General features: G+C 72.4%; 15 protein-coding genes. 6 read left to right on the top strand and 9 right to left on the bottom strand.

Annotated elements, in window-relative coordinates; genetic code table 11:
- The first annotated feature begins 28 nt into the window (after positions 1 to 28).
- Complete coding sequence (locus ABEA43_RS05475) at positions 29 to 952, top strand: hypothetical protein (RefSeq protein ID WP_345559315.1); 924 nt, start codon at positions 29 to 31, stop codon at positions 950 to 952.
- Here the strand turns inward: ABEA43_RS05475 and ABEA43_RS05470 are convergent.
- Positions 949 to 2,409, bottom strand: a complete 1,461-nt coding sequence (locus ABEA43_RS05470; protein ID WP_345559313.1) for a multicopper oxidase family protein — start codon at positions 2,407 to 2,409, stop codon at positions 949 to 951. The two genes, ABEA43_RS05475 and ABEA43_RS05470, sit on opposite strands and share 4 nt — an antisense overlap.
- Positions 2,406 to 2,804, bottom strand: a complete 399-nt coding sequence (locus ABEA43_RS05465) for a hypothetical protein (RefSeq protein WP_345559311.1) — start codon at positions 2,802 to 2,804, stop codon at positions 2,406 to 2,408. The genes ABEA43_RS05470 and ABEA43_RS05465 overlap by 4 nt, the downstream gene beginning before the upstream one ends.
- 154 nt (positions 2,805 to 2,958) lie before the next feature.
- Between ABEA43_RS05465 and ABEA43_RS05460 the strand changes: the two genes are divergently transcribed.
- Both ABEA43_RS05460 and ABEA43_RS05455 read left to right on the top strand, forming a co-directional pair.
- Complete coding sequence (locus ABEA43_RS05460; RefSeq protein ID WP_345559309.1) at positions 2,959 to 4,080, top strand: sensor histidine kinase; 1,122 nt, start codon at positions 2,959 to 2,961, stop codon at positions 4,078 to 4,080.
- Between the two features lie 95 nt (positions 4,081 to 4,175).
- The gene (locus tag ABEA43_RS05455; protein ID WP_345559847.1) at positions 4,176 to 4,841 is read left to right on the top strand and encodes a response regulator; all 666 of its coding nucleotides are present in this window, start codon (positions 4,176 to 4,178) and stop codon (positions 4,839 to 4,841) included.
- Positions 4,842 to 5,114: 273 nt separating this feature from the next.
- Here ABEA43_RS05455 and ABEA43_RS05450 read toward each other — a convergent pair whose 3' ends face one another.
- Complete coding sequence (locus ABEA43_RS05450; RefSeq protein ID WP_345559307.1) at positions 5,115 to 6,302, bottom strand: L,D-transpeptidase; 1,188 nt, start codon at positions 6,300 to 6,302, stop codon at positions 5,115 to 5,117.
- 174 nt (positions 6,303 to 6,476) lie between these two features.
- Here ABEA43_RS05450 and ABEA43_RS05445 point away from each other — a divergent pair, with 174 nt between their 5' ends.
- Positions 6,477 to 9,740 carry a glucodextranase DOMON-like domain-containing protein gene (locus ABEA43_RS05445; protein WP_345559304.1) on the top strand — a complete coding sequence of 1,088 codons (3,264 nt, stop codon included), beginning with the start codon at positions 6,477 to 6,479 and terminating at the stop codon, positions 9,738 to 9,740.
- Positions 9,741 to 9,742: 2 nt separating this feature from the next.
- On the opposite strand, the gene qcrB is transcribed toward ABEA43_RS05445, so the two are convergent.
- From qcrB to ABEA43_RS05420, 5 genes are all read right to left on the bottom strand, one after another.
- A complete protein-coding gene (qcrB, locus tag ABEA43_RS05440) occupies positions 9,743 to 11,257 on the bottom strand; it encodes a cytochrome bc1 complex cytochrome b subunit (protein WP_345559303.1) in 1,515 nt (504 codons plus the stop codon).
- Positions 11,258 to 11,360: 103 nt separating this feature from the next.
- A complete protein-coding gene (locus ABEA43_RS05435) occupies positions 11,361 to 12,011 on the bottom strand; it encodes a hypothetical protein (RefSeq protein ID WP_345559301.1) in 651 nt (216 codons plus the stop codon).
- Between the two features lie 134 nt (positions 12,012 to 12,145).
- Positions 12,146 to 13,456, bottom strand: coding sequence for an MFS transporter (locus tag ABEA43_RS05430; protein WP_345559299.1), 1,311 nt, complete (start codon positions 13,454 to 13,456; stop codon positions 12,146 to 12,148).
- Positions 13,457 to 13,467: 11 nt separating this feature from the next.
- Positions 13,468 to 14,997, bottom strand: coding sequence for an acetate--CoA ligase (locus tag ABEA43_RS05425; protein WP_345559297.1), 1,530 nt, complete (start codon positions 14,995 to 14,997; stop codon positions 13,468 to 13,470).
- Positions 14,994 to 15,755 carry an enoyl-CoA hydratase/isomerase family protein gene (locus ABEA43_RS05420; RefSeq protein ID WP_345559295.1) on the bottom strand — a complete coding sequence of 254 codons (762 nt, stop codon included), beginning with the start codon at positions 15,753 to 15,755 and terminating at the stop codon, positions 14,994 to 14,996. Before ABEA43_RS05420 ends, ABEA43_RS05425 begins: the two co-directional genes overlap by 4 nt.
- 112 nt (positions 15,756 to 15,867) lie before the next feature.
- On the opposite strand from ABEA43_RS05420, the gene ABEA43_RS05415 reads away from it, so the two are divergent.
- Both ABEA43_RS05415 and ABEA43_RS05410 read left to right on the top strand, forming a co-directional pair.
- Entirely contained in the window at positions 15,868 to 16,761 is an 894-nt protein-coding gene (locus ABEA43_RS05415; RefSeq protein WP_345559293.1) for a LysR substrate-binding domain-containing protein, read from the top strand.
- Positions 16,762 to 16,795: 34 nt separating this feature from the next.
- Positions 16,796 to 17,065, top strand: coding sequence for a DUF3303 domain-containing protein (locus ABEA43_RS05410; RefSeq protein ID WP_345559846.1), 270 nt, complete (start codon positions 16,796 to 16,798; stop codon positions 17,063 to 17,065).
- Positions 17,066 to 17,151: 86 nt separating this feature from the next.
- Here ABEA43_RS05410 and ABEA43_RS05405 read toward each other — a convergent pair whose 3' ends face one another.
- Positions 17,152 to 17,502 (bottom strand): hypothetical protein, encoded by a 351-nt coding sequence (locus ABEA43_RS05405; RefSeq protein ID WP_345559291.1) that lies wholly within the window; start codon positions 17,500 to 17,502, stop codon positions 17,152 to 17,154.
- Positions 17,503 to 17,506 lie beyond the last annotated feature (4 nt).

The raw sequence follows: 17,506 nt of genomic DNA, 5'->3' as shown, positions 1-17,506 counted from the left end.
AGCGACGATGACACGGCGGCGGTGACCAGTGACACAGGACGGCGCGCTCCTCTTCCCGCCCCGGCCGGACGACACCCTGACCTGGGACGGATATGTCGCGAGCCTGCGCACGCTGCGGATCTGGGCGGGAGCGCGGGACGACGCCGAGCTGGCGGCGGCGGTGCCGGATCTCACCGCCCAGGCGATCCACGAGGTGCTGGGCGAGCGCCGCCACGCCGTGCCGGACCGCCGCGCCGCCGAGCTGATCGTGCGGGCCTGCCTGCTCCTGCGCGGCTGCTCCGAGGAGAAGATCGCGCAGGAGCAGGCGGAGTGGCGGGCGGCGTGGGACCGGGTGCTCGGCGCGGGGACGCGGGAGCCGAAGCCGCCGCAGGGCCGGGCGGCGACGCTCGCGGCGAGCGTGCTCCTGCCCGCCGTGACCGGCGTGGTCATCAACCTCGCCTCCAGCGACACGGACGACCCGTGGGCCTGGGGCGCGCTCGCGCTGCTGCTCGCCATCCACGCGTCCGTGCTGCTGGTGGGCTCGTCGCGATGGGGCCGCGCGGCACTCCCCGCGGGCGTCGCGTCCGTGGTCGCCGTGGCCGTGACCGCCGGCCTGCTGCTCGTGCTTCAGGATCGGCCGCAGGCCGCCTGCAGGCCGGCCGCTGCCGCCGAGTTCATCAAGGGGCCGGCCGTGGATCGAGGACTCGGCGTGACGTGGGAGACCGGCTTCGCGTGCCAGAACGTACGAGCGCCTGTCTACGCCGAGCCGAGTGCGACGAGCATCAGGACCGGGCTGCTCCGCCAAGCGGTCAACATCCTCTTCTGCGTGACCGAGCGGGACGGCGAGCACTGGTACCGCACGGCCGCCGACGAGGAGAAGGTCGGCGGCGGCTGGGGCTACGTCTCGGAGCGGCACGTCCAGGCCGCGCATCCCGTCCCCGGCCTGGTGCCCTGCGCCGGCCCGACCGGTTAGACCACGTCGAAGTCGGCCATCATCGCCATGTCCTCGTGCTCCAGGTTGTGGCAGTGCATCATGTACCGCCCCCGGTAGCCGTCGAAGCGCGCGAGCACGTCCACGACCTCGTACGGGCGCACGTCCACGGTGTCCTTCCAGCCTCCGTCGGTGGCGGCCGGCGCCCTGCCGTTGCGCGCGAGCACCTGGAAGTGGGCCAGATGGAGGTGCACGGGGTGGTGGAAGTCGCTGGTCAGCCGCCAGATCTCGGACGTGCCCAGCCGCGGGCGGGCCAGCGGGACCCCGGGCCGGTACGGCTGCCCGTTGATCGTCCAGGCACTCTCCGACCTGCGGAAGTCGAACGTGCGGGTGGCCACCGCCCGCGTACGCTCCGGCGGCCGGGACAGGACACGCGGGACCGCGCTGTCGTCCCTGGCCCTGCGGGCGACCACGAACCGCATGACGCTCCCCGCCGGGCCGCCGGCCAGGGTGTTGACCAGCGTGACGGTGCTGCCCACCCGGTAGGCGGAGAAGTCGACCACCACGTCGAACCGCTCCCCCGGCGCGATCGTGATCTCGTCGTGCGCGATGGGCGCGGCCAGCAGCCCCGCGTCGCTGCCGACCTGGACGAAGTGGCCGCCGGGCGTGAGCCGGAGGCGATACCTGCGGGCGTTCGAGGCGTTCAGCAGGCGCAGCCGGTGACGGGTGGCGCTGACCTCGGCCACCGGCCAGGGGGCGCCGTTGACCAGGATCACGTCACCTTCGACGCCCTCCATGTAGTCGGAGTCATGGTGAGCCGGGTAGCGGAAGGAGCCATCCTCCTCGAACGCCCGGTCGCAGATCATCAAGGGCAGCTCCCGCTCGCCGCCGGGCAGCGGCAGCGCGTCCTCCTCCGCGTCCCGCACCAGCGCGAACCCGGCCAGCCCCCGCCACACCTGCGGCGCGGTGAAGTCCATCCGGTGGTCGTGGTACCAGAGCGTGGCCGCCCGCTGCTCCAGCGGATAGTGGTAGTCCTTGGCCCCCTGGTGGAGCACGGCCGCATGACCGCCGTGCTCGTGTGCGTGCCCGGCGGGGACCACGAGGTCGGTCGGGTAGCCGTCGGAGTCCGGCGGGTTGACGCCGCCGTGCAGGTGGGTGGAGGTGGGCACGGACAGCTCGTTGCGCACGCTGATCGTGGTGGCCTCGCCGCGCCGCAGGTCGAACGTGGGCCCGGGGAAGGTTCCGTCATATCCCCACACCTCGGTGGCCAGGCCGGGGATGATCGCGATCTTCGCCGGCCGCTGCGTCACCTCGTAGCGCCCTGGAGCCGTCCGGCGGGCGACCCGGGGAATCGGCAGCGGCACGGTGAACGGCCGGGGCAGCGGCGCCCTGCTGGTGAGCAGTTGGCCCGAGGTCTCGGCGAACGCCCGGCACCCGGCCGCCGCCAGCGCCGCCCCGCCCAGCACGCCCAGGAACCCCCGCCGGGAGAACGCGCTCATGCCGCGGCCGTCCGCAGCGAGCGCCAGGTCCAGACGGTGAAGACGGCGGACAGGCCGAAGATCGTCATGCCGAGCGGGAAGTGCAGCGCGATCATCCTGGCCTGTCCCAGCCCCACCTGCGCCGTCTCCGCCGCCACGAGCCCGAGACCGGCCAGCGCCGGCCAGCCCGGCCCCCTGACCGGCCGCCACAGCAGGATCGCGGCCACGAGCTGCAGGTAGAGCAGGACATGCGTGAACCCGGCGTTGTTCCTGTGCCACTCCAGCAGGTCCACGTCACCGGTGACGAAAAGCCCGGCCAGCGCGGCCTGCCCGAGCACCCCGGCCAGGTGCGCGGTCGCCAGCACCCGCAGGGACCAGACGATCCAGCCGGGCGGCGCGGAAGTCGATGAGATCATGCGTGCCATGTTTCAGCGCGCCGCCCCGGCCGGGCGTCCCGCCAGGGAGGACAACCGGGCGTACTCCCGGGGTCGTACGCCGGCCCGCCGGGGGCGGCGAACGTACGCCAGGGGGATGACGCCCGGTGAGGACGGGTCGCCTACCTTGTGAGACATGCACAGCCGGAGAATGGACGCGCTGATCGCGGTGGCCGCCCTGATGGCGATCACGGCGGGCACGTACGCGAACCTGTCGTGGACCGGCCCCCTGGAGCGGCCGCTCGATCCGGTGGGGCTGACCCTGATCACGATCTCCTCGCTGTCGCTCGTCTTCCGCCGCTCGGCGCCGCTGCCGGCGGGCCTGGTGGCGGCGGCCTGCGGGATCGTCTACTACGCGATCGGCTATCCGGGGGTGTTCGCCACCGCGCCCGCCCTGGCCTCGGTCTACACGCTCGCCGTGCTCGGCCGCCGCAAGGCCGCGATCGGGCTGTCGGTGATGCTGGCCGTGACGGTGTACGGGATCATGGCGCTGTCGGCCAGCGACCCCGTCGCCGGTAGCTGGATGGCGTTGCTGAGCGGGTGGCTGGTGGCCATGGTGGTGATCGGCGAGGTGACCAGGAACGGGCGGGCGTACCTGAGGGCCATGGAGCAGCGGGCGGAGGAGGCCGAGCGCACCCGCGAGGAGGCGGCGCTGCGGCGCGCGGGCGAGGAGCGGCTGTGGATCGCGCAGGAGCTGCACGACTCGCTCACCCATAGCATCTCGGTGGTCAACGTCCAGGTCGCGGTGGCCATGGAGCTGTTCGAGCGCGATCCCGCGCGGGCCAGGGCGGCGCTGTCCGCGATCAAGGAGTCGGGGCACGAGGCGATGAACGAGCTGCGGGCCACGCTCGGCGTGCTGCGCCAGAGCGATCAGGAGGGGGCCGGGCTGTCCAGGCTGCCGAGCCTGGTGTCCAGGGCCGAGGGTGCTGGGCTGCGGGTGGCGCACCAGGTCTCCGGTACGCCGTACGCGCTGCCGCCGGAGGTGGACCGGGCCGCGTACCGCATCGCGCAGGAGGCCCTCACCAACGTGCTGCGGCACGCGGGCGCCGCGGCGGTCACGGTGACGGTCGCGTACGATCCGGCGAAGGTCGTGTTGCTGGTGGAGAACGACGGCGAGGCCGGGACGGCCGGGCCGGGAATGGGGTTGATCGGCATGCGCGAACGCGCGGTCGCCATCGGCGGCTCGCTCACCGCGGGCCCGCACGACAGCGGCGGCTTCGCGGTCCGCGCCGAGCTGCCCGTCCAGGTCCCGGCATGATCCCGGACGCCCCCGGCGAGGAGACCGGCGCGACCTCAAGCGTCCCCGGCGAGGAGACCGGCCTGACCTCCAGCGTCCCCGGCGGGGAGCGCCGCGTGATCAGGGTCGTGCTGGCCGACGACCAGCCGCTGATCCGCGCCGGCTTCAAGGCCCTGCTGGAGCTCACCGACGACATCACCGTGGTCGGCGAGGCCGGCAACGGCGTGGAGGCGGTGGAGCTGGCCAGGCGGCTGCTGCCGGACGTGGCGCTGCTCGACGTGCGGATGCCGCTGCTCGACGGCATCCAGGCCACCCGCAGGATCGGGGCGGCCCGCGAGCTGGACGGCGTCCGCGTGGTCATCCTCACCAACTACGCGCTCGACGAGTACGTCTTCGCCGCACTCAGGGCCGGGGCCAGCGGCTTCCTGCTCAAGGACATCGAGCCGGGCGACCTGCTGCAGTCGGTGCGGGTGGCCGCCCGCGGCGACGCGCTCCTGTCGCCGTCGGTGACCCGCCGCCTGATCGAGGAGTACGTCAGCACCCCGCCCCGCCCCGTCGCCGCCCACGGGCTCGAACGACTGACCGACCGCGAGCGCGAGATCGTGGCTCTCGTCGCCAGGGGCATGTCCAACGACGAGATCGCCGCGCACCTGGTGATCAGCGGCGCCACCGCCAAGACCCACGTGAGCAGGTCGATGACCAAGCTGGGCGTACGGGACCGGGCCCAGCTCGTGGTCCTCGCCTACGAGTCCGGCCTGGTGGTGCCGGGGGCGAGCGGTTAGAAGGCCACCAGGAACTCGTAGACGTTCAGCAGCCACACCAGCAACCACAGCGCGACCGCGGGAAGCCGGCTCGACCACCGGCCGGATCCGTCAGTAGGCACCCGTTACCACAACGCCTTCCTCGGACGGCGATGACGTCCTCCCAGTCTGCGTCGCCGCACCCGTTGCCGCGCACCTCGCGCGCGATGACGCGGGTTGCCGGTGGAGCGCGCCGTTGTCCGCAGACCGCTCCCCCGCGCGGATGGTGCCATGGCGGAGCAGCCCAGGGGCTGCTCAGCCGTTGATCGGCTTGCCGAGCGCGCTGCCCGCCAGCCACGACTCCCATGACTTGGCCCACGGCGTGGGGCCGTTGCCGAACTGCAGCTTCCTGGAGGTGCCGGACACCTCGATGATGTCCCCGCGCTGGGTGAACTCGTAGAACCAGCGGGCGTTGTCCGGGCTGGCGTTCACGCAGCCGTGGCTGACGTTGCGGCTGCCCTGCGCGCCGGTCGACCAGGGGGCGGCGTGGAAGAAGGTGCCGCTGTAGGTCATCCGGACGTTCCACTTGGTGCGGATGCGGTATTCGCCCGGCTTGCCGATGGTGGCCGAGTCCATGACCATGTCGGCGGCCTTCTCCTGGGCGATCATGACGCCGGAGTAGCTGTCGTCGCCCGGCTTGCCCAGGCTGACCGGGATGGTCTTGACGACCTCGCCGTTCTTCCGCACGACCGCCCGGTGCGTCTCGTTGCTCACCTTGGTGACGTGCTCGTCGCCGACGGTGAAGCTCAGGCTGCGGTCCTTGGTGCCCCACATGCCGGCTCCGGCCCGTACGCCTGCCAGATGGGCCGAGACCGTGACCTTCTCCCCTGACGGCCAGTGCTCGCGCGGCCTGAACTGCACCTCACGGTCGCTCACCCAGCTCCACGCGCCCTCGACCGGCTGGGACATCCGCACCACCAGCGACCGCTCGATCGCGGCCCGGCCGGCCTTGTCGGCGACCGGCTGCGACAGCAGCAGCTGGATCGGCATCCCGACGCCGACCGTCTCGCCGTCCAGCGGGGACATGCCGCTCTCCAGCGCGCGTTTCGGCTTCAACGTGGTGAACGTGGCCTGGCCCGTGACCTGCTTGCCGTCCGTGCCCGTCGCCTGCGCGCTGACCGTGTACGCGGTCGAGGGCCGTAACGGCCACTTGGGCCGCCACGTGCCGTCGGCGGCCACGCCACCGGCCACCTCGCGGCCCTTGGCGTCCGCGACGGTCATCTTGGTGACCTTGCCTTCGGTGACCTTGACGCTCACGCCCGTGTCCGGGGCCACCTTCTTCGTGCCGTCCGCCGGGGTGATCGCCAGCTTGGCGACCGGCCCCTTCTCCTGTTGTTGTGCCGGCTGACCCGGGCCGCCGGAGCCGCCTCCCGAGCTGCATCCGGCGGTCAGAATCAGCGCCGTGCCGAGGGCACCGACGAGTATGGTCCGGCCGTTCCGCATCCCTGATGCCTCCCGTGCCTGACAAGATAGGCAAATTTCACAGTAGTCCGCGTGTCATTGATCCGGTGGGCTTCTGCCCAGAACCGGCGCGGGCATGCACCCGGAGCGTCGGGCTTGACAGCGGGCCGGGGCTGGTCTTCTCTCAAGCCAACGGGGGTCGGAGGGGAGCATGGCATGCACATGATTCGGCGATCCGCCCTTGCCTTGATCGTCTCCGCCGCGCTGGTCGCCGTGCCCATCGATCCGGTGCTGGCCAGGTCCCCCGCGCCTGGCGAGCCCGGCGCGCCGTCCCACTTCGGGCTGGCGCGCAAGGACTGTGTGGGCACGGCCACCGGCAGGACCTCCAAGGTCTGGTACACCGTCGCGGGCGGCCTGCTCTCCGACGTCTACGAGCCCACGATCGACAACACGAACGTCGAGACGATGCAGTTCGTGGTGACCGACGGCAGGACGTTCACCGAGTTGCAGGCCCGCGACACCACGTACCAGGTGAGCACGGATCGCTCCGGGCTGACCTGCACCGTCACCTCCGCCAGCAGGAGCGGCCGCTACCGGCTGACCACCACCTACGTCACCGACCCCGACCGGGACGCCGTGGTGGTGCGCACCCGGCTCCAGCCGGCCGGGCTGCGGCTGTACGTGCGGCTGGACGCGAGCGTGAACGGCAACGGCGGCGGCGGGCAGCCGAACGGCGGCGCCGACGACGGCGTGGTGGACGCCGCGACCGGCGCGCCGGTGATCTCCGACGAGAACACCGAGACCTCCGCCCCGGCCCGCGACTACGCCGTGCCCACCCACCTGGCGCTGCGCGCGGAGCGGCGGCTGACGCAGGCGAGCGTCGGCTACGCGGGCACGCCCAGCGACGGCGCCGCGCAGCTCGACGCGGACCGCGCGCTGACCCCCTACACCGAGGCCCCCGCGGGCAACGTGGTCGCCACCGCCCGGCTGCCGATCGACGCGCGGGGCGAGGTGACGTTCGCGCTCGGGTTCGGGCGGAGCAGGAGCGCCGCGCTGCGGACCGCGGGCGAGGCCGCCGGCCGCTCGTTCGACGGCACCCGGGCCAGGTACGAGGCGGGCTGGGCGGCCTATGACGCCGGGCTGCGCAGGCCGCCCGGCGCGCTGGCGGACTTCTACCGGCTGTCCGCGAACGTGCTCAAGGCCAGCGAGGACAAGACCTTCCCAGGAGCGGTCGTCGCGTCGCTGGCCAGCCCATGGGGGCAGGCCGTGGGCGCGGGCGAGCTGGCAGGCGGCAAGGCCCTCTACTTCGGCTCCTACCGCGAGGTGTTCGCCCGCGACCTGTACGAGGCGTTCACCGGGTTCCTCACCGCGGGCGACGTGGCGACGGCCCGGGCCACGGCCCGCTTCCTGCTAGAACGCCAGCAGCTCCCCGACGGCCGGCTGCCGCGCAACTCCCTGCTGAACGGCGAGCTGGCCCCCGACTCGGGCGGCGACCAGCTCGACGAGACCGCCTATCCGCTGCTCATGGCCTACCAGTCCGGGCTGACCGGGGTGTGGCCGAAGGTCCGGGCCGCGGCCGACTTCCTGGTGGCGCACGGACCGGCGTTCGGGGTCGAGCGGTGGGAGGAGCAGTCGGGCTACTCGCCGTCCACGATCGCGGCCGAGATCGCCGGGCTCGTCGCGGCCGGTGAGATCGCCGCCGGGCAGGGCGACCAGGGCCGGGCCAGGCTGTATCGGGCCACGGCCGACCATTTCGCCCGCTCGATCAAGTCATGGACGGTCACCACCACGGGCCCGTACGCCGCCCGCTACTTCCTGCGCCTGTCCAAGAACGGCGATCCGAACGCGGCGGAGGCGTACAACCTGGGCAACGGCGGCCCGACCGAGGACCAGCGGCGGGTGGTGGACGCCGGGTTCCTGGAGCTGGCCCGCCTCGGCATCCTGCCCGCGGACGACCCCGACGTGCTGGCCAGCCTGCCCGTCGTCGATCGGGTGATCAGGCGCGACACGGCGAAGGGCCCCGGCTGGTACCGCTACGGCACCGACACCGCGGGCACCGAGGACGGCTACGGCGACTGCTACGAGCCCGACCCGACCTCCTGCACGCCGTCGGGCAAGCCGTGGCCCACTGGCAACACCGGCTCAGGACACATCTGGCCGGTCCTGGCGGGCGAGCGGGCCGAGCAGGCGCTGCAGACCGGGGCTCCCGGCACGGCGGCCGCGCTGCTGGCCGCCATGCGCGCCCAGGCGTCGGGCACCGGGCTCATCCCCGAGCAGGCGTGGGAGAACCCGGACCTGGCCGCCTCGCCGTACGGGACCGACCCGGCCACCGCCTCGATCGGCCTGCGCGACGGCGGTGCCGCCGGCTCGGCGTCGCCGCTGACCTGGGCCCAGGCGCAGGTGGTGCGGCTGGCGCTGTCGCTCGGCTCGTCCCGGCCCGCCGAGCAGCCGGACATCGTCCGCCGCCGCTACGCCGACCGCGGCCTGCCGCAGGCCGCGCCGCTCACGGTGACCGCGCCCGCGGACGGCACCGCGGTCAGCGGCACGTCGGTCGCCGTCGAGGGCGTCACCGCGCCGGGCGCGCGGGTGGACGTGGCGGCCGCGCCCATCGACACCGGCGCGCCCGCGCAGGTCGTCTCGGTACGTGCCGGTGCGGACGGGCGTTTCACGGCCGCGGCTCCGGTGTCGTTCGGCGAGGTCGTGCTCACGGTGACGGCCACGGCTCCCGGCGGCCGCACCGCGTACGCCAGGCGGACGGTGATCGGGGACATCGTCGGCGCGACGACCGTGCTCGACGTCGCCGACCCCGAGGGCGACGACGACGGGCCGGGCACCTACGCCTACCCGACGGCCGCCGACTTCCACGCCGGGGCGTTCGACCTGCGCAGGTTCCAGGTGATCACGGATGCGACCACCGTCTACCTGCGGACCGAGCTCCGCGATCTCACCCCCACGTTCGGCAACCAGATCGGCGCCCAGCTACTCGACGTCTACGTCCAGGACCCGGCCGTGGCCACGCGTTCCGCCGAGGCGGCCTTCCCGCAGCGCAACTACCGCATCGCCGCGCAGGACGCGTGGTCGCAGCGGGTGGAGGCGCAGGGGTTCGCGGCCCCGGTGTGGGTGACAGCTGCGGGCGCGGCGCAGGCCGGGGCCGCCGTGCGCGCGTCCGGGAGCACGCGCACGATCACGATCGCGCTGCCGAAGGCCACGTTCGGCACGCCGGGGCCCGGGTGGCGGTTCGCCGTCGTGCTCGCCGGTCAGGACGGCTTCAGCGCCGACCAGGCCAGAGGGTTCGCGGCGACGCCGCAGCCGTACCAGTTCGGCGTGTGCGAGCCCGGCGGCGCGCAGCCGCTGTGCTCGGTGGATCCCGGCACGGTGCCGAAGGCGCTGGACGTGCTCGTACCGGCCGGGCAGTCCCAGGCCGACGTGCTGAACCCGCTGCCCGGCCCGGTCGAGGTGCCGGCCGTGCCCGTCCCCTGACCTCATCGGCTCCACGAGCGCGCTGCCGCGTCGCGGACCCGGTGCTTGACCGGCGGCGGGACGTCGCCGTCGGCCACGGGCGGCAGGGCCCGCGCTGGGGCGGGCGGCACCAGCACCGCGCTCTCCTCGTCCGTGACCGGCCGCTCGACCTCGGCGAAGCCGCCGCCGGGGTCTCGGACGATCACTCCGGTCTCCACGCCGTGCGCGACGGTGTGCCGGTCGCGGGCCAGCAGGCCCTGGGCGATCCGCCGGGCGACCACGTAGCCGAGCACCGGTCCGGCGATGATCGCGACGCGGAAGATCCAGGTCGTCGCGTTCAGCGAGATGTTGAAGTTCGAGGCGATCAGGTCGTTGCCGCCGGCCAGCCAGAGCACGCCGTAGTACACGATCCCCGCGAACCCGAGCCCGGCGCGGGCCGGCACGTCCCTGGGCCGGTCCAGGAGGTGGTGCACGGCGGTGTCGCGGGTGATCCAGCGTTCCAGGAACGGGTAGAGCGCCAGCCCGGTGAACAGCAGCCCGGGCGCGCCCAGCGCGGGGATCAGCACGCTCATGGTCACCGTGAATCCGAAGACGGTGAGCTCCCACGGCGGCATGATCCGCAGTGCGCCTTCGAGGAAGCCCATGTACCAGTCGGGCTGGGAGCCGGCGCTGACCGTGCTGGGGAGGTACGGCCCGTACAGCCAGATCGGGTTGACCTGGAAGAGCGTGGCGAGCAACGTGATCACCCCGGTCACCCACAGGAAGAACACCGTCGTCTTGGCCAGGAACGAGGGGAAGAACGGCGCCCCGCGCACCACCCCGTCACTCAGCCCCTTGGCCCTGAACTGCGTGTGCGTCTGCCGCCAGGTCAGCACCACCGCGTGCAGCGGGATGAGCAGGAGCAGCAGGGCGGGGATCAGCAGCACGTGGATGCTGAAGAGCCGGGAGATGATGTCCTCGCCCGGGAACTCGCCGCCGAACAGGAACGCCGCCACGTACGTGCCCACCAGCGGCACCGACAGCGTCACGCCATGCAAGATGCGCAGCCCGGCGCCCGACAGCAGGTCATCGGGCAGCGAGTAGCCGAACAGCCCGTTGAGCAGCACCAGCCCGAACAGGGCCACGCCGATCAGCCAGTTCAGGTCGCGCGGCCGGCGGAAGGCGCCGGTGAAGAAGTTGCGCAGCAGGTGCGCCACGATGGCCGCCAGGAAGATCAGCGTCGCCCAGTGGTGCATCTGCCGCATCAGCAGGCCGCCGCGCACCTCGAAGGAGATCTCCAGCGTGGAGGCGTACGCCTGGCTCATCTCGACGCCGCGCAGCGGCGCGTAGGTGCCGTCGTAGATCACCTCCTGCATCGTCGGTTTGAAGAAGAACGTCAGGAAAACACCCGTGAGCAGGACCACCACGAAGGCGTACAGGGCGATCTCGCCCAGCAGGAAGGTCCAATGATCAGGGAACACCTTCCGCATCGCCTTCTTCATGAACGTGGCCCCACCGACGCGATCGTCGAGCGCCCTGGCCAGTGAGCTGCCCTTCATCGCCACCCCGCCTCAGACTCGGTTGATTGGTTACAACCAAGACGTGCTGGGCGGGCCGGGTGTGACACTCACCGGGCCATGAATTTGTGCCTCGCCGGGTGGGTCAGGCGAAGCGCTCGATCGTCACGGGGATCAGGCCCTGCTCGCGGATCGCCTGCCGATGGTGGTGCAGCAGCGCCCCGAGCGCGATCGCCGGGCCGGTGCCCAGGCGCACGGTCACGTCCACGCACCAGGCGATGCCCGCCCCGATGCGGCGCAGCTCCCAGGTGAAGCCGTGGCCCCCCGCGCTCGCCTGCGCCGTGCCGACCACCCGCGGGTCGTCGGTCGGCTCCAGCCGCAGGGCCGTGCTCGCCTTCGCCAGCCCTTCAGAGCCGAGCTCGCCCGCGAACAGGATGCGGTAGCGGCGCGCGCTCCGCGCCGTGCCCAGGTTGAGCGGACCGGCGGTGGGCAGAGCCTGGCGGTGCTCGAACATCGTGTGCAGCTCGAACTCCTCCGGCAGCGCGCCCCCGCCGAGCCGGGCCAGCTCCCGCGCCGCCGTCTCCCTGCTCACGGCGGTGGCCAGGGCCCGCAGCGCGGGATTGGACCGCAGGGCGCGGCTGCGGCCGGGCGATCCCGACCAGCCGCCCGTCCGCGGGCTCCACTCGACGCTGTCGATGCCCGCGGCGGTGTAGTCCTCGTAGAGGACGAACTCCTCCACCAGAATCCCCACCGGGGTACGGTCCCCCGCCGCGGCGGAGATCAGGTAGTAGTCCATGCGGGCCATGATCCTCGGCGGCGGACGGCCGGTGCAAGCTCATCCGCCGGTGCGGCGAACGTCCGCTGAGCAGCCCGGATCCTCTTGTCCCGATATCCGGTAGGTGTGCGCTGATCCCCCGTGAGCCCGGGGCGTCAGGCGTGTTCGGTGACCGTTTCCACGCCGCGGTCGAGCGCCAGGCCGCGCGTCTCCTTGAACGAGCGCAGGACCACGACCACCGACACCGCCGCGACGGCCACCATGTACAGGGCGGGCGCGATCGCGCTGCCCGAGATCGACACCAGTCCCGTGGCCACGAACGGCGCCGTGCCGCCGAACAGCACGTACGCGGCCGTGTAGCCGATGGCCGAGCCGCTCGCCCGCACCTTGGCGGGGAACATCTCCACCAGCGCCGGCACGTTCGAGGTGCCGATCACGGCGACCAGCATGGCCAGCAGCGACGTGCCCACCATCGCCCCCGCCAGGCTCGACCCCATCAGCCAGAACGCCGGCAGCGGGCAGATCACGAAGCCCGCGCACGCGATTATCAGCATCGGCCGCCGGCCGAACCGGTCGCTGGCCGAGGCGGCGAACAGGCAGGCGACGCTGTAGGCGAGCATCGACACGACGTTCGTGATCTGGGCCTGGCTCTTGGAGTAGCCGAGCTCTTCCGACATGTACGCGATCATGTAGCTGCTCATCAGGTAGTACCCGACGGCGTTGGTGATGCTGTAGCCGAACAGCGTGGCGATCTGGCGTCCGCAGCGGCGCACGGCCTCGCGCAGCGGCTCCTGCGCCACCGAGTCGTGCTGCTCCAGCGACCGGAACACCGGCGTGTCCTCGACCTTGGAGCGCAGGTAGAGCCCGATCAGCCCGAGCGGGGCCGCGAGCAGGAACGGGATGCGCCAGCCCCAGCTCTGCAGCGCCTCCGTCGTGACGGTCGAGGTGATCAGGAAGCCGACGCCCGAACCCGCCACGCTGGCCAGGCCCACGGTCACGGGCACGGCGGCGGCGAAGCGGGCCCGGCGGCCCTCCGGCGCGTACTCGACGATGAACGCCGACGCGCCCGTGTACTCGCCGCCGGTCGAGAAGCCCTGGGCGCAGCGCAGCAGGAACAGCAGGATCGGCGCGAGCATGCCCCACGACGCGTAGGTGGGCAGGATGCCGATGAGGAACGTGGCCCCGCTCATGGTGAGGATCGTCAGGGCCAGCATCCGGTTGCGGCCGAGACGGTCGCCGTACCTGCCGAAGAAGGCGGCGCCGAGCGGGCGGGCGATGAACCCGCCGGCGAAGATCGCCCAGGTGGCGAGCAGGGCGGCCGACTTGTCGTAGTCAGGGAAGAACAGGCCGGCGATCGTCGCGGACATCACCGCGTAGGCGGCCGAGTCGAACCATTCGACGAAGTTGCCGATGGCCGAGGCCAGGGTCACTTTGCGGCGGACGGCCGCCTGGTCGTGGGGGGTCATGCTCGCTCCCTTTACTTGGAGTCGCGCAGGCGGAGCTGCGCGCGCTGGATCTTCCCGGTCGCCGATCGCGGCAGGTCGTCCACGAACGCGATCTCGCGCGGGTAGGCGAAGCGCGAATGCGTGGTCTTCGCGAACTCGCGGATCTCGCGGGCCAGGCCGTCGTCCGGCCGGTAGCCGGGCGCGAGGCGTACCCAGGCCTTGACCGCCTGGCCGCGCACGGGGTCGGGCACCCCGGCCACGCCCACGTCGGCGACGGCGGGGTGCGCGCGCAGCGCGTCCTCGATCTCGTCGGGGCCGACGCGGTAGCCGGAGGTCTTGATCACGTCGTCGACGCGGCCGAGGAACCAGTAGTAGCCGTCCTCGTCCACCCGCGCGTGGTCCTTGGTGTGGAACCACTCGCCGCCGAACACCTCCGCGGAGGCCTCGGGGCGGTTCCAGTAGCCGAGCGGGAACTGCGGGTTGCTGCGCGCCCGCAGGCAGATCTCGCCGACCTCGCCCGCCGGTACGGGCTGCTCGGACTCGTCCAGGAGCGCCACGTCCCAGCCGGGCAGCGGGCGCCCCATGGAGCCTTCCTTGACCGGTACGCCGGGGAAGTTCCCGATCAGCGGGTACGACTCCGTCGAGCCGTAGTAGTCGAGCAGCGTGACCCCGAACTGGTCACGGAACCAGCGGATCAGGTCGGCGGTGAGCGGCTCGTTGGCGCAGCACACCGTGCGCAGGCGCTGCGGGAAACGCTGTCCCGCGTCCGGCACCTGCTCGCGCATCTTGCGCAGGAACGTGGGGTTCACCAGCCCGGTCGTCACCCCGTTGCGCGCCATGCTGGCCAGCAGCCCCGCGGGGTCGAACCCGGCGGCCGGCCGGTACACCAGGTGCGTGGCCCCCGCCCGCAGCGGCCCCATGAGCTTGGCCATCGACCAGGCCCACTCCCCCGCGCCGTAGAAGACGTCGCCCGGGCGCAGGTCGTGGCAGTGCTCGAACTCGTTGTGGCCGAGCAGCGTCCGGTGCGCGTGCACGATCCCCTTGGCCGGGCCGGTCGTGCCGGAGGTGTAGAAGATCAGCGCCGGGTCATCGGCGGCCGTGCCGGCGTCCTCGAACTCCGGCCTCAGCAGGCCGATCGCCGGGTCGTCCACGTCGACCACGATCCCGGCGTACCCACTGGCTCTTTGTACCGCGCCCGCCTCTGTGACCAGCACGGACGCGCCGGAGTCGGCGAGCCGGTAGGCGATCTGGTCGTCGGCCCAGAGCAGGGACATGGTCACGAGCACGGCCCCGGTACGCAGGACGCCGAGGTAGGTCGCGGGGGTGTCGGTCCGCTGCGGCAGCATGACCGCGACGCGGTCACCCGGGCGTACGCCGAGGCCGTGCAGGTAGGTGGCGATCTGGCGGGATCTGTCCTGGATCGCGCCCCAGCGGATCTCCTCGCGCAGTCCCGTGTGGTCCTCGAAGATCAGCGCCAGGTTCTCGCGCGGGTGGCGGTCCGCCACGTCCACGGCCATGTTGTAGCGCTCGGGGACGTTCCATTCGCCCGCACCGCTCGTCACTTCGCGCGCTCCTTCAGGAAGCGGGCCATCTCGCGCTGCGGCTCGCCGGTGGCGTACGCGGTGGCGTGCACCTTCTTGGCGGCGGCCACGGCGTCGGTCAGCGCCTCCCGCTCCAGCTCCCTGAGCCGGCCCTTCGTCAGCGCCACCGCGCCGGAGGGCAGCGCGGCCAGCTCCTTGGCCTGCGCGACCGCCGCCGCCAGCACCTCGTCCTGCGGCACGAGCCTGGTCAGCAGCCCCAGCTCCGCCGCCTCCGCGCCGTCGACCAGCCGGCCGGTGAGCGCGAACTCGGTGGTCCTGGCGCGGCCGAGCACGTTCCACATGGCCCAGATGCCGGTGATGCTCGGGATGCCGGACAGCACCTCGGGCTGGCCCATCCTGGCCCCCGCGTGGCCGATGCGCAGGTCGGCCAGCAGCGCGAACTGGAACCCCGACCCGGCCGCCACCCCGTTCACCGCGGCGACGGTGGGCTTGTCCAGGTCGAGCACCGCCCGATAGAGCCGGTCGAACCCGTCGATCCAGGCGTCGGAGGCCGCGTGGTCGTCGGGGTCGATCGTGGCCGTCTCACCGAGGTCCTGGCCCGCGCAGAAGGCGCGCCCGGCTCCTGTGAGCACGACCGCGCCCACCTCGGGATCGGACCCGGCCTCGCGCAGCAGCTCCATGAGCCTTTCGCGCATCCCGGCGGTCCAGGCGTTGAGCTTCTCCGGCCGGTTCAACGTGATCACCGCGACGGGTCCTTCGCGGTCCATCAGCACAGTCACAAGCGTCCCTTCGCAGGTCAACGGGGCTTGCCGGGATACAACCAGCTCCTCGGGCCCGCTGGCCAACATCAATGTGGACTCTCGGCGATATCAGAGCGATATGGTCGATCCGATGGAGCTACGCCACCTGCGCTATTTCGTCATGGTCGCCGAGGAGCTGCACTTCGGCCGGGCCGCCGAGCGGCTGCACATGGCGCAGCCGCCGCTGTCCCAGCGCATCCGCGATCTGGAGCGCGAGCTGGGCGTCCGGCTGTTCGACCGCAACCCGCACCGCGTCTCGCTCACCGAGGCCGGCGCCCTGCTGCTGGAGCACGCCCGTGGCGTGCTGGACCGGGCGGACGCGGCCCGCGAGGCGATGCGCCGCATCCGTCCCGGCGCGTCGGGCGTGCTCAGGGCGGGCGTGCCGCCGGACACGACGCCGATGGCGCTCAGGACGCTGGTCGCGAGCTTCACCGCGCGCATCCCCGACGTGCTCCTGGAGCTGCACGAGCTGACCACCGCCAGCCAGCTCGCCAAGCTGCGCGCGGAGGAGCTCGACGCCGGGCTGGTCAGGCATCCGTGCGACACGGTCGGGCTGGAGTCCAGCCAGGTCGTGCACCGCAGGCTGGGCGTGGTGCTGCCCGAGGGGCACCGGGCGGCCCAGCAGGAGGAGGTACGCCTGCGCACGCTCGACGGCTCGGCCCTGGTGATCTTCCCCCGGGAGATGGCGCCCCAGCTCTACGATCACATCCTGGAGGCGTGCCGGGACAACGGGTTCCTGCCGAGCGCGATCAGGCACGCCCGCAATCCGCACTTCGTGCACGGCCTGGTCATGTCGGGGCTGGGCGCGCACCTGAACGAGGAGCCGTACGACGAGCTGCCCGCCGGGCTGGTCTGGCGGCCGATCGACGAGCCCCGGCTGACCTGGTCCACCTCGGCGGTGTGGCTGCCGGTGCAGGGCGGCGAGGTCGTCGCCGCGTTCGCCGCCGCCGCCCTGGCGGGGCTGCGCGAGGTCGGCCACACCTAGGGTCTCTCCGGAGGAGGTTCAGCGCGTGCTGTTCATGGTGATCGAACGATTCCGCGACGACGACATGATCCCCGTCTACGAACGCCTGCGCGACAGCGGCCGCATGCTTCCCGACGGGCTGACGTACGCGGGCAGCTGGGTCGAGCCCGGCTTCGGCCGCTGCTTCCAGCTCATGGAATGCGACGACCTGCGCCTGCTGCAGCGGTGGGTGCTGGGGTGGCGCGGGTGCGGCGTGACCTTCGAGATCGTTCCGGTGGTCCCCGGCCAGGAGACCGGCGAGGTGGTGGCGCCGTTCCTCGGGTGATCCTTTCATCCGGAAAGCGGTCTCCCGCGAACCAGGTGCGTACGTCGGTTGTCGAACTCAGTGGAACGGTCCTGCCGGACCGGCACTCAGGGGAGACGCACCGGGGGCGGTGCGCAAGGGGGATCGATGAACATCGGTGCGCGATCGCGCCGGCCCGTTCGGGCTGCCGCGAACCGGGGGACGGCGAGGATGATCGCCACGGCGGTGCTGGCCATGGCGGTGTGCGGCTTCGGGCCGGCGGGACCGGCACGGGCCGCGAGCGGCACACCAGTGGCTTTATCCAGCGCGGCATCCAGCTCAGTGTCCAGCTCAGTGCCCAGCTCAGTGCCCAGCTCAGTGCCCAGCTCAGTGCCCAGCTCAGTGCCCAGCTCAGCGTTCGCCGACCGGCCGTTATCCGCTGCCTGGAGCGGGCGGAAGGTCGACTGCCACCGCGTCAAGTGC

Source organism: Nonomuraea rosea, assembly GCF_039539705.1.
In the GTDB taxonomy this organism is placed as follows: Bacteria; Actinomycetota; Actinomycetes; order Streptosporangiales; family Streptosporangiaceae; genus Nonomuraea; species Nonomuraea rosea.
Note: the sequence above shows the minus strand (reverse complement) of the source record. Positions and strands in the feature narration are given on the sequence as shown.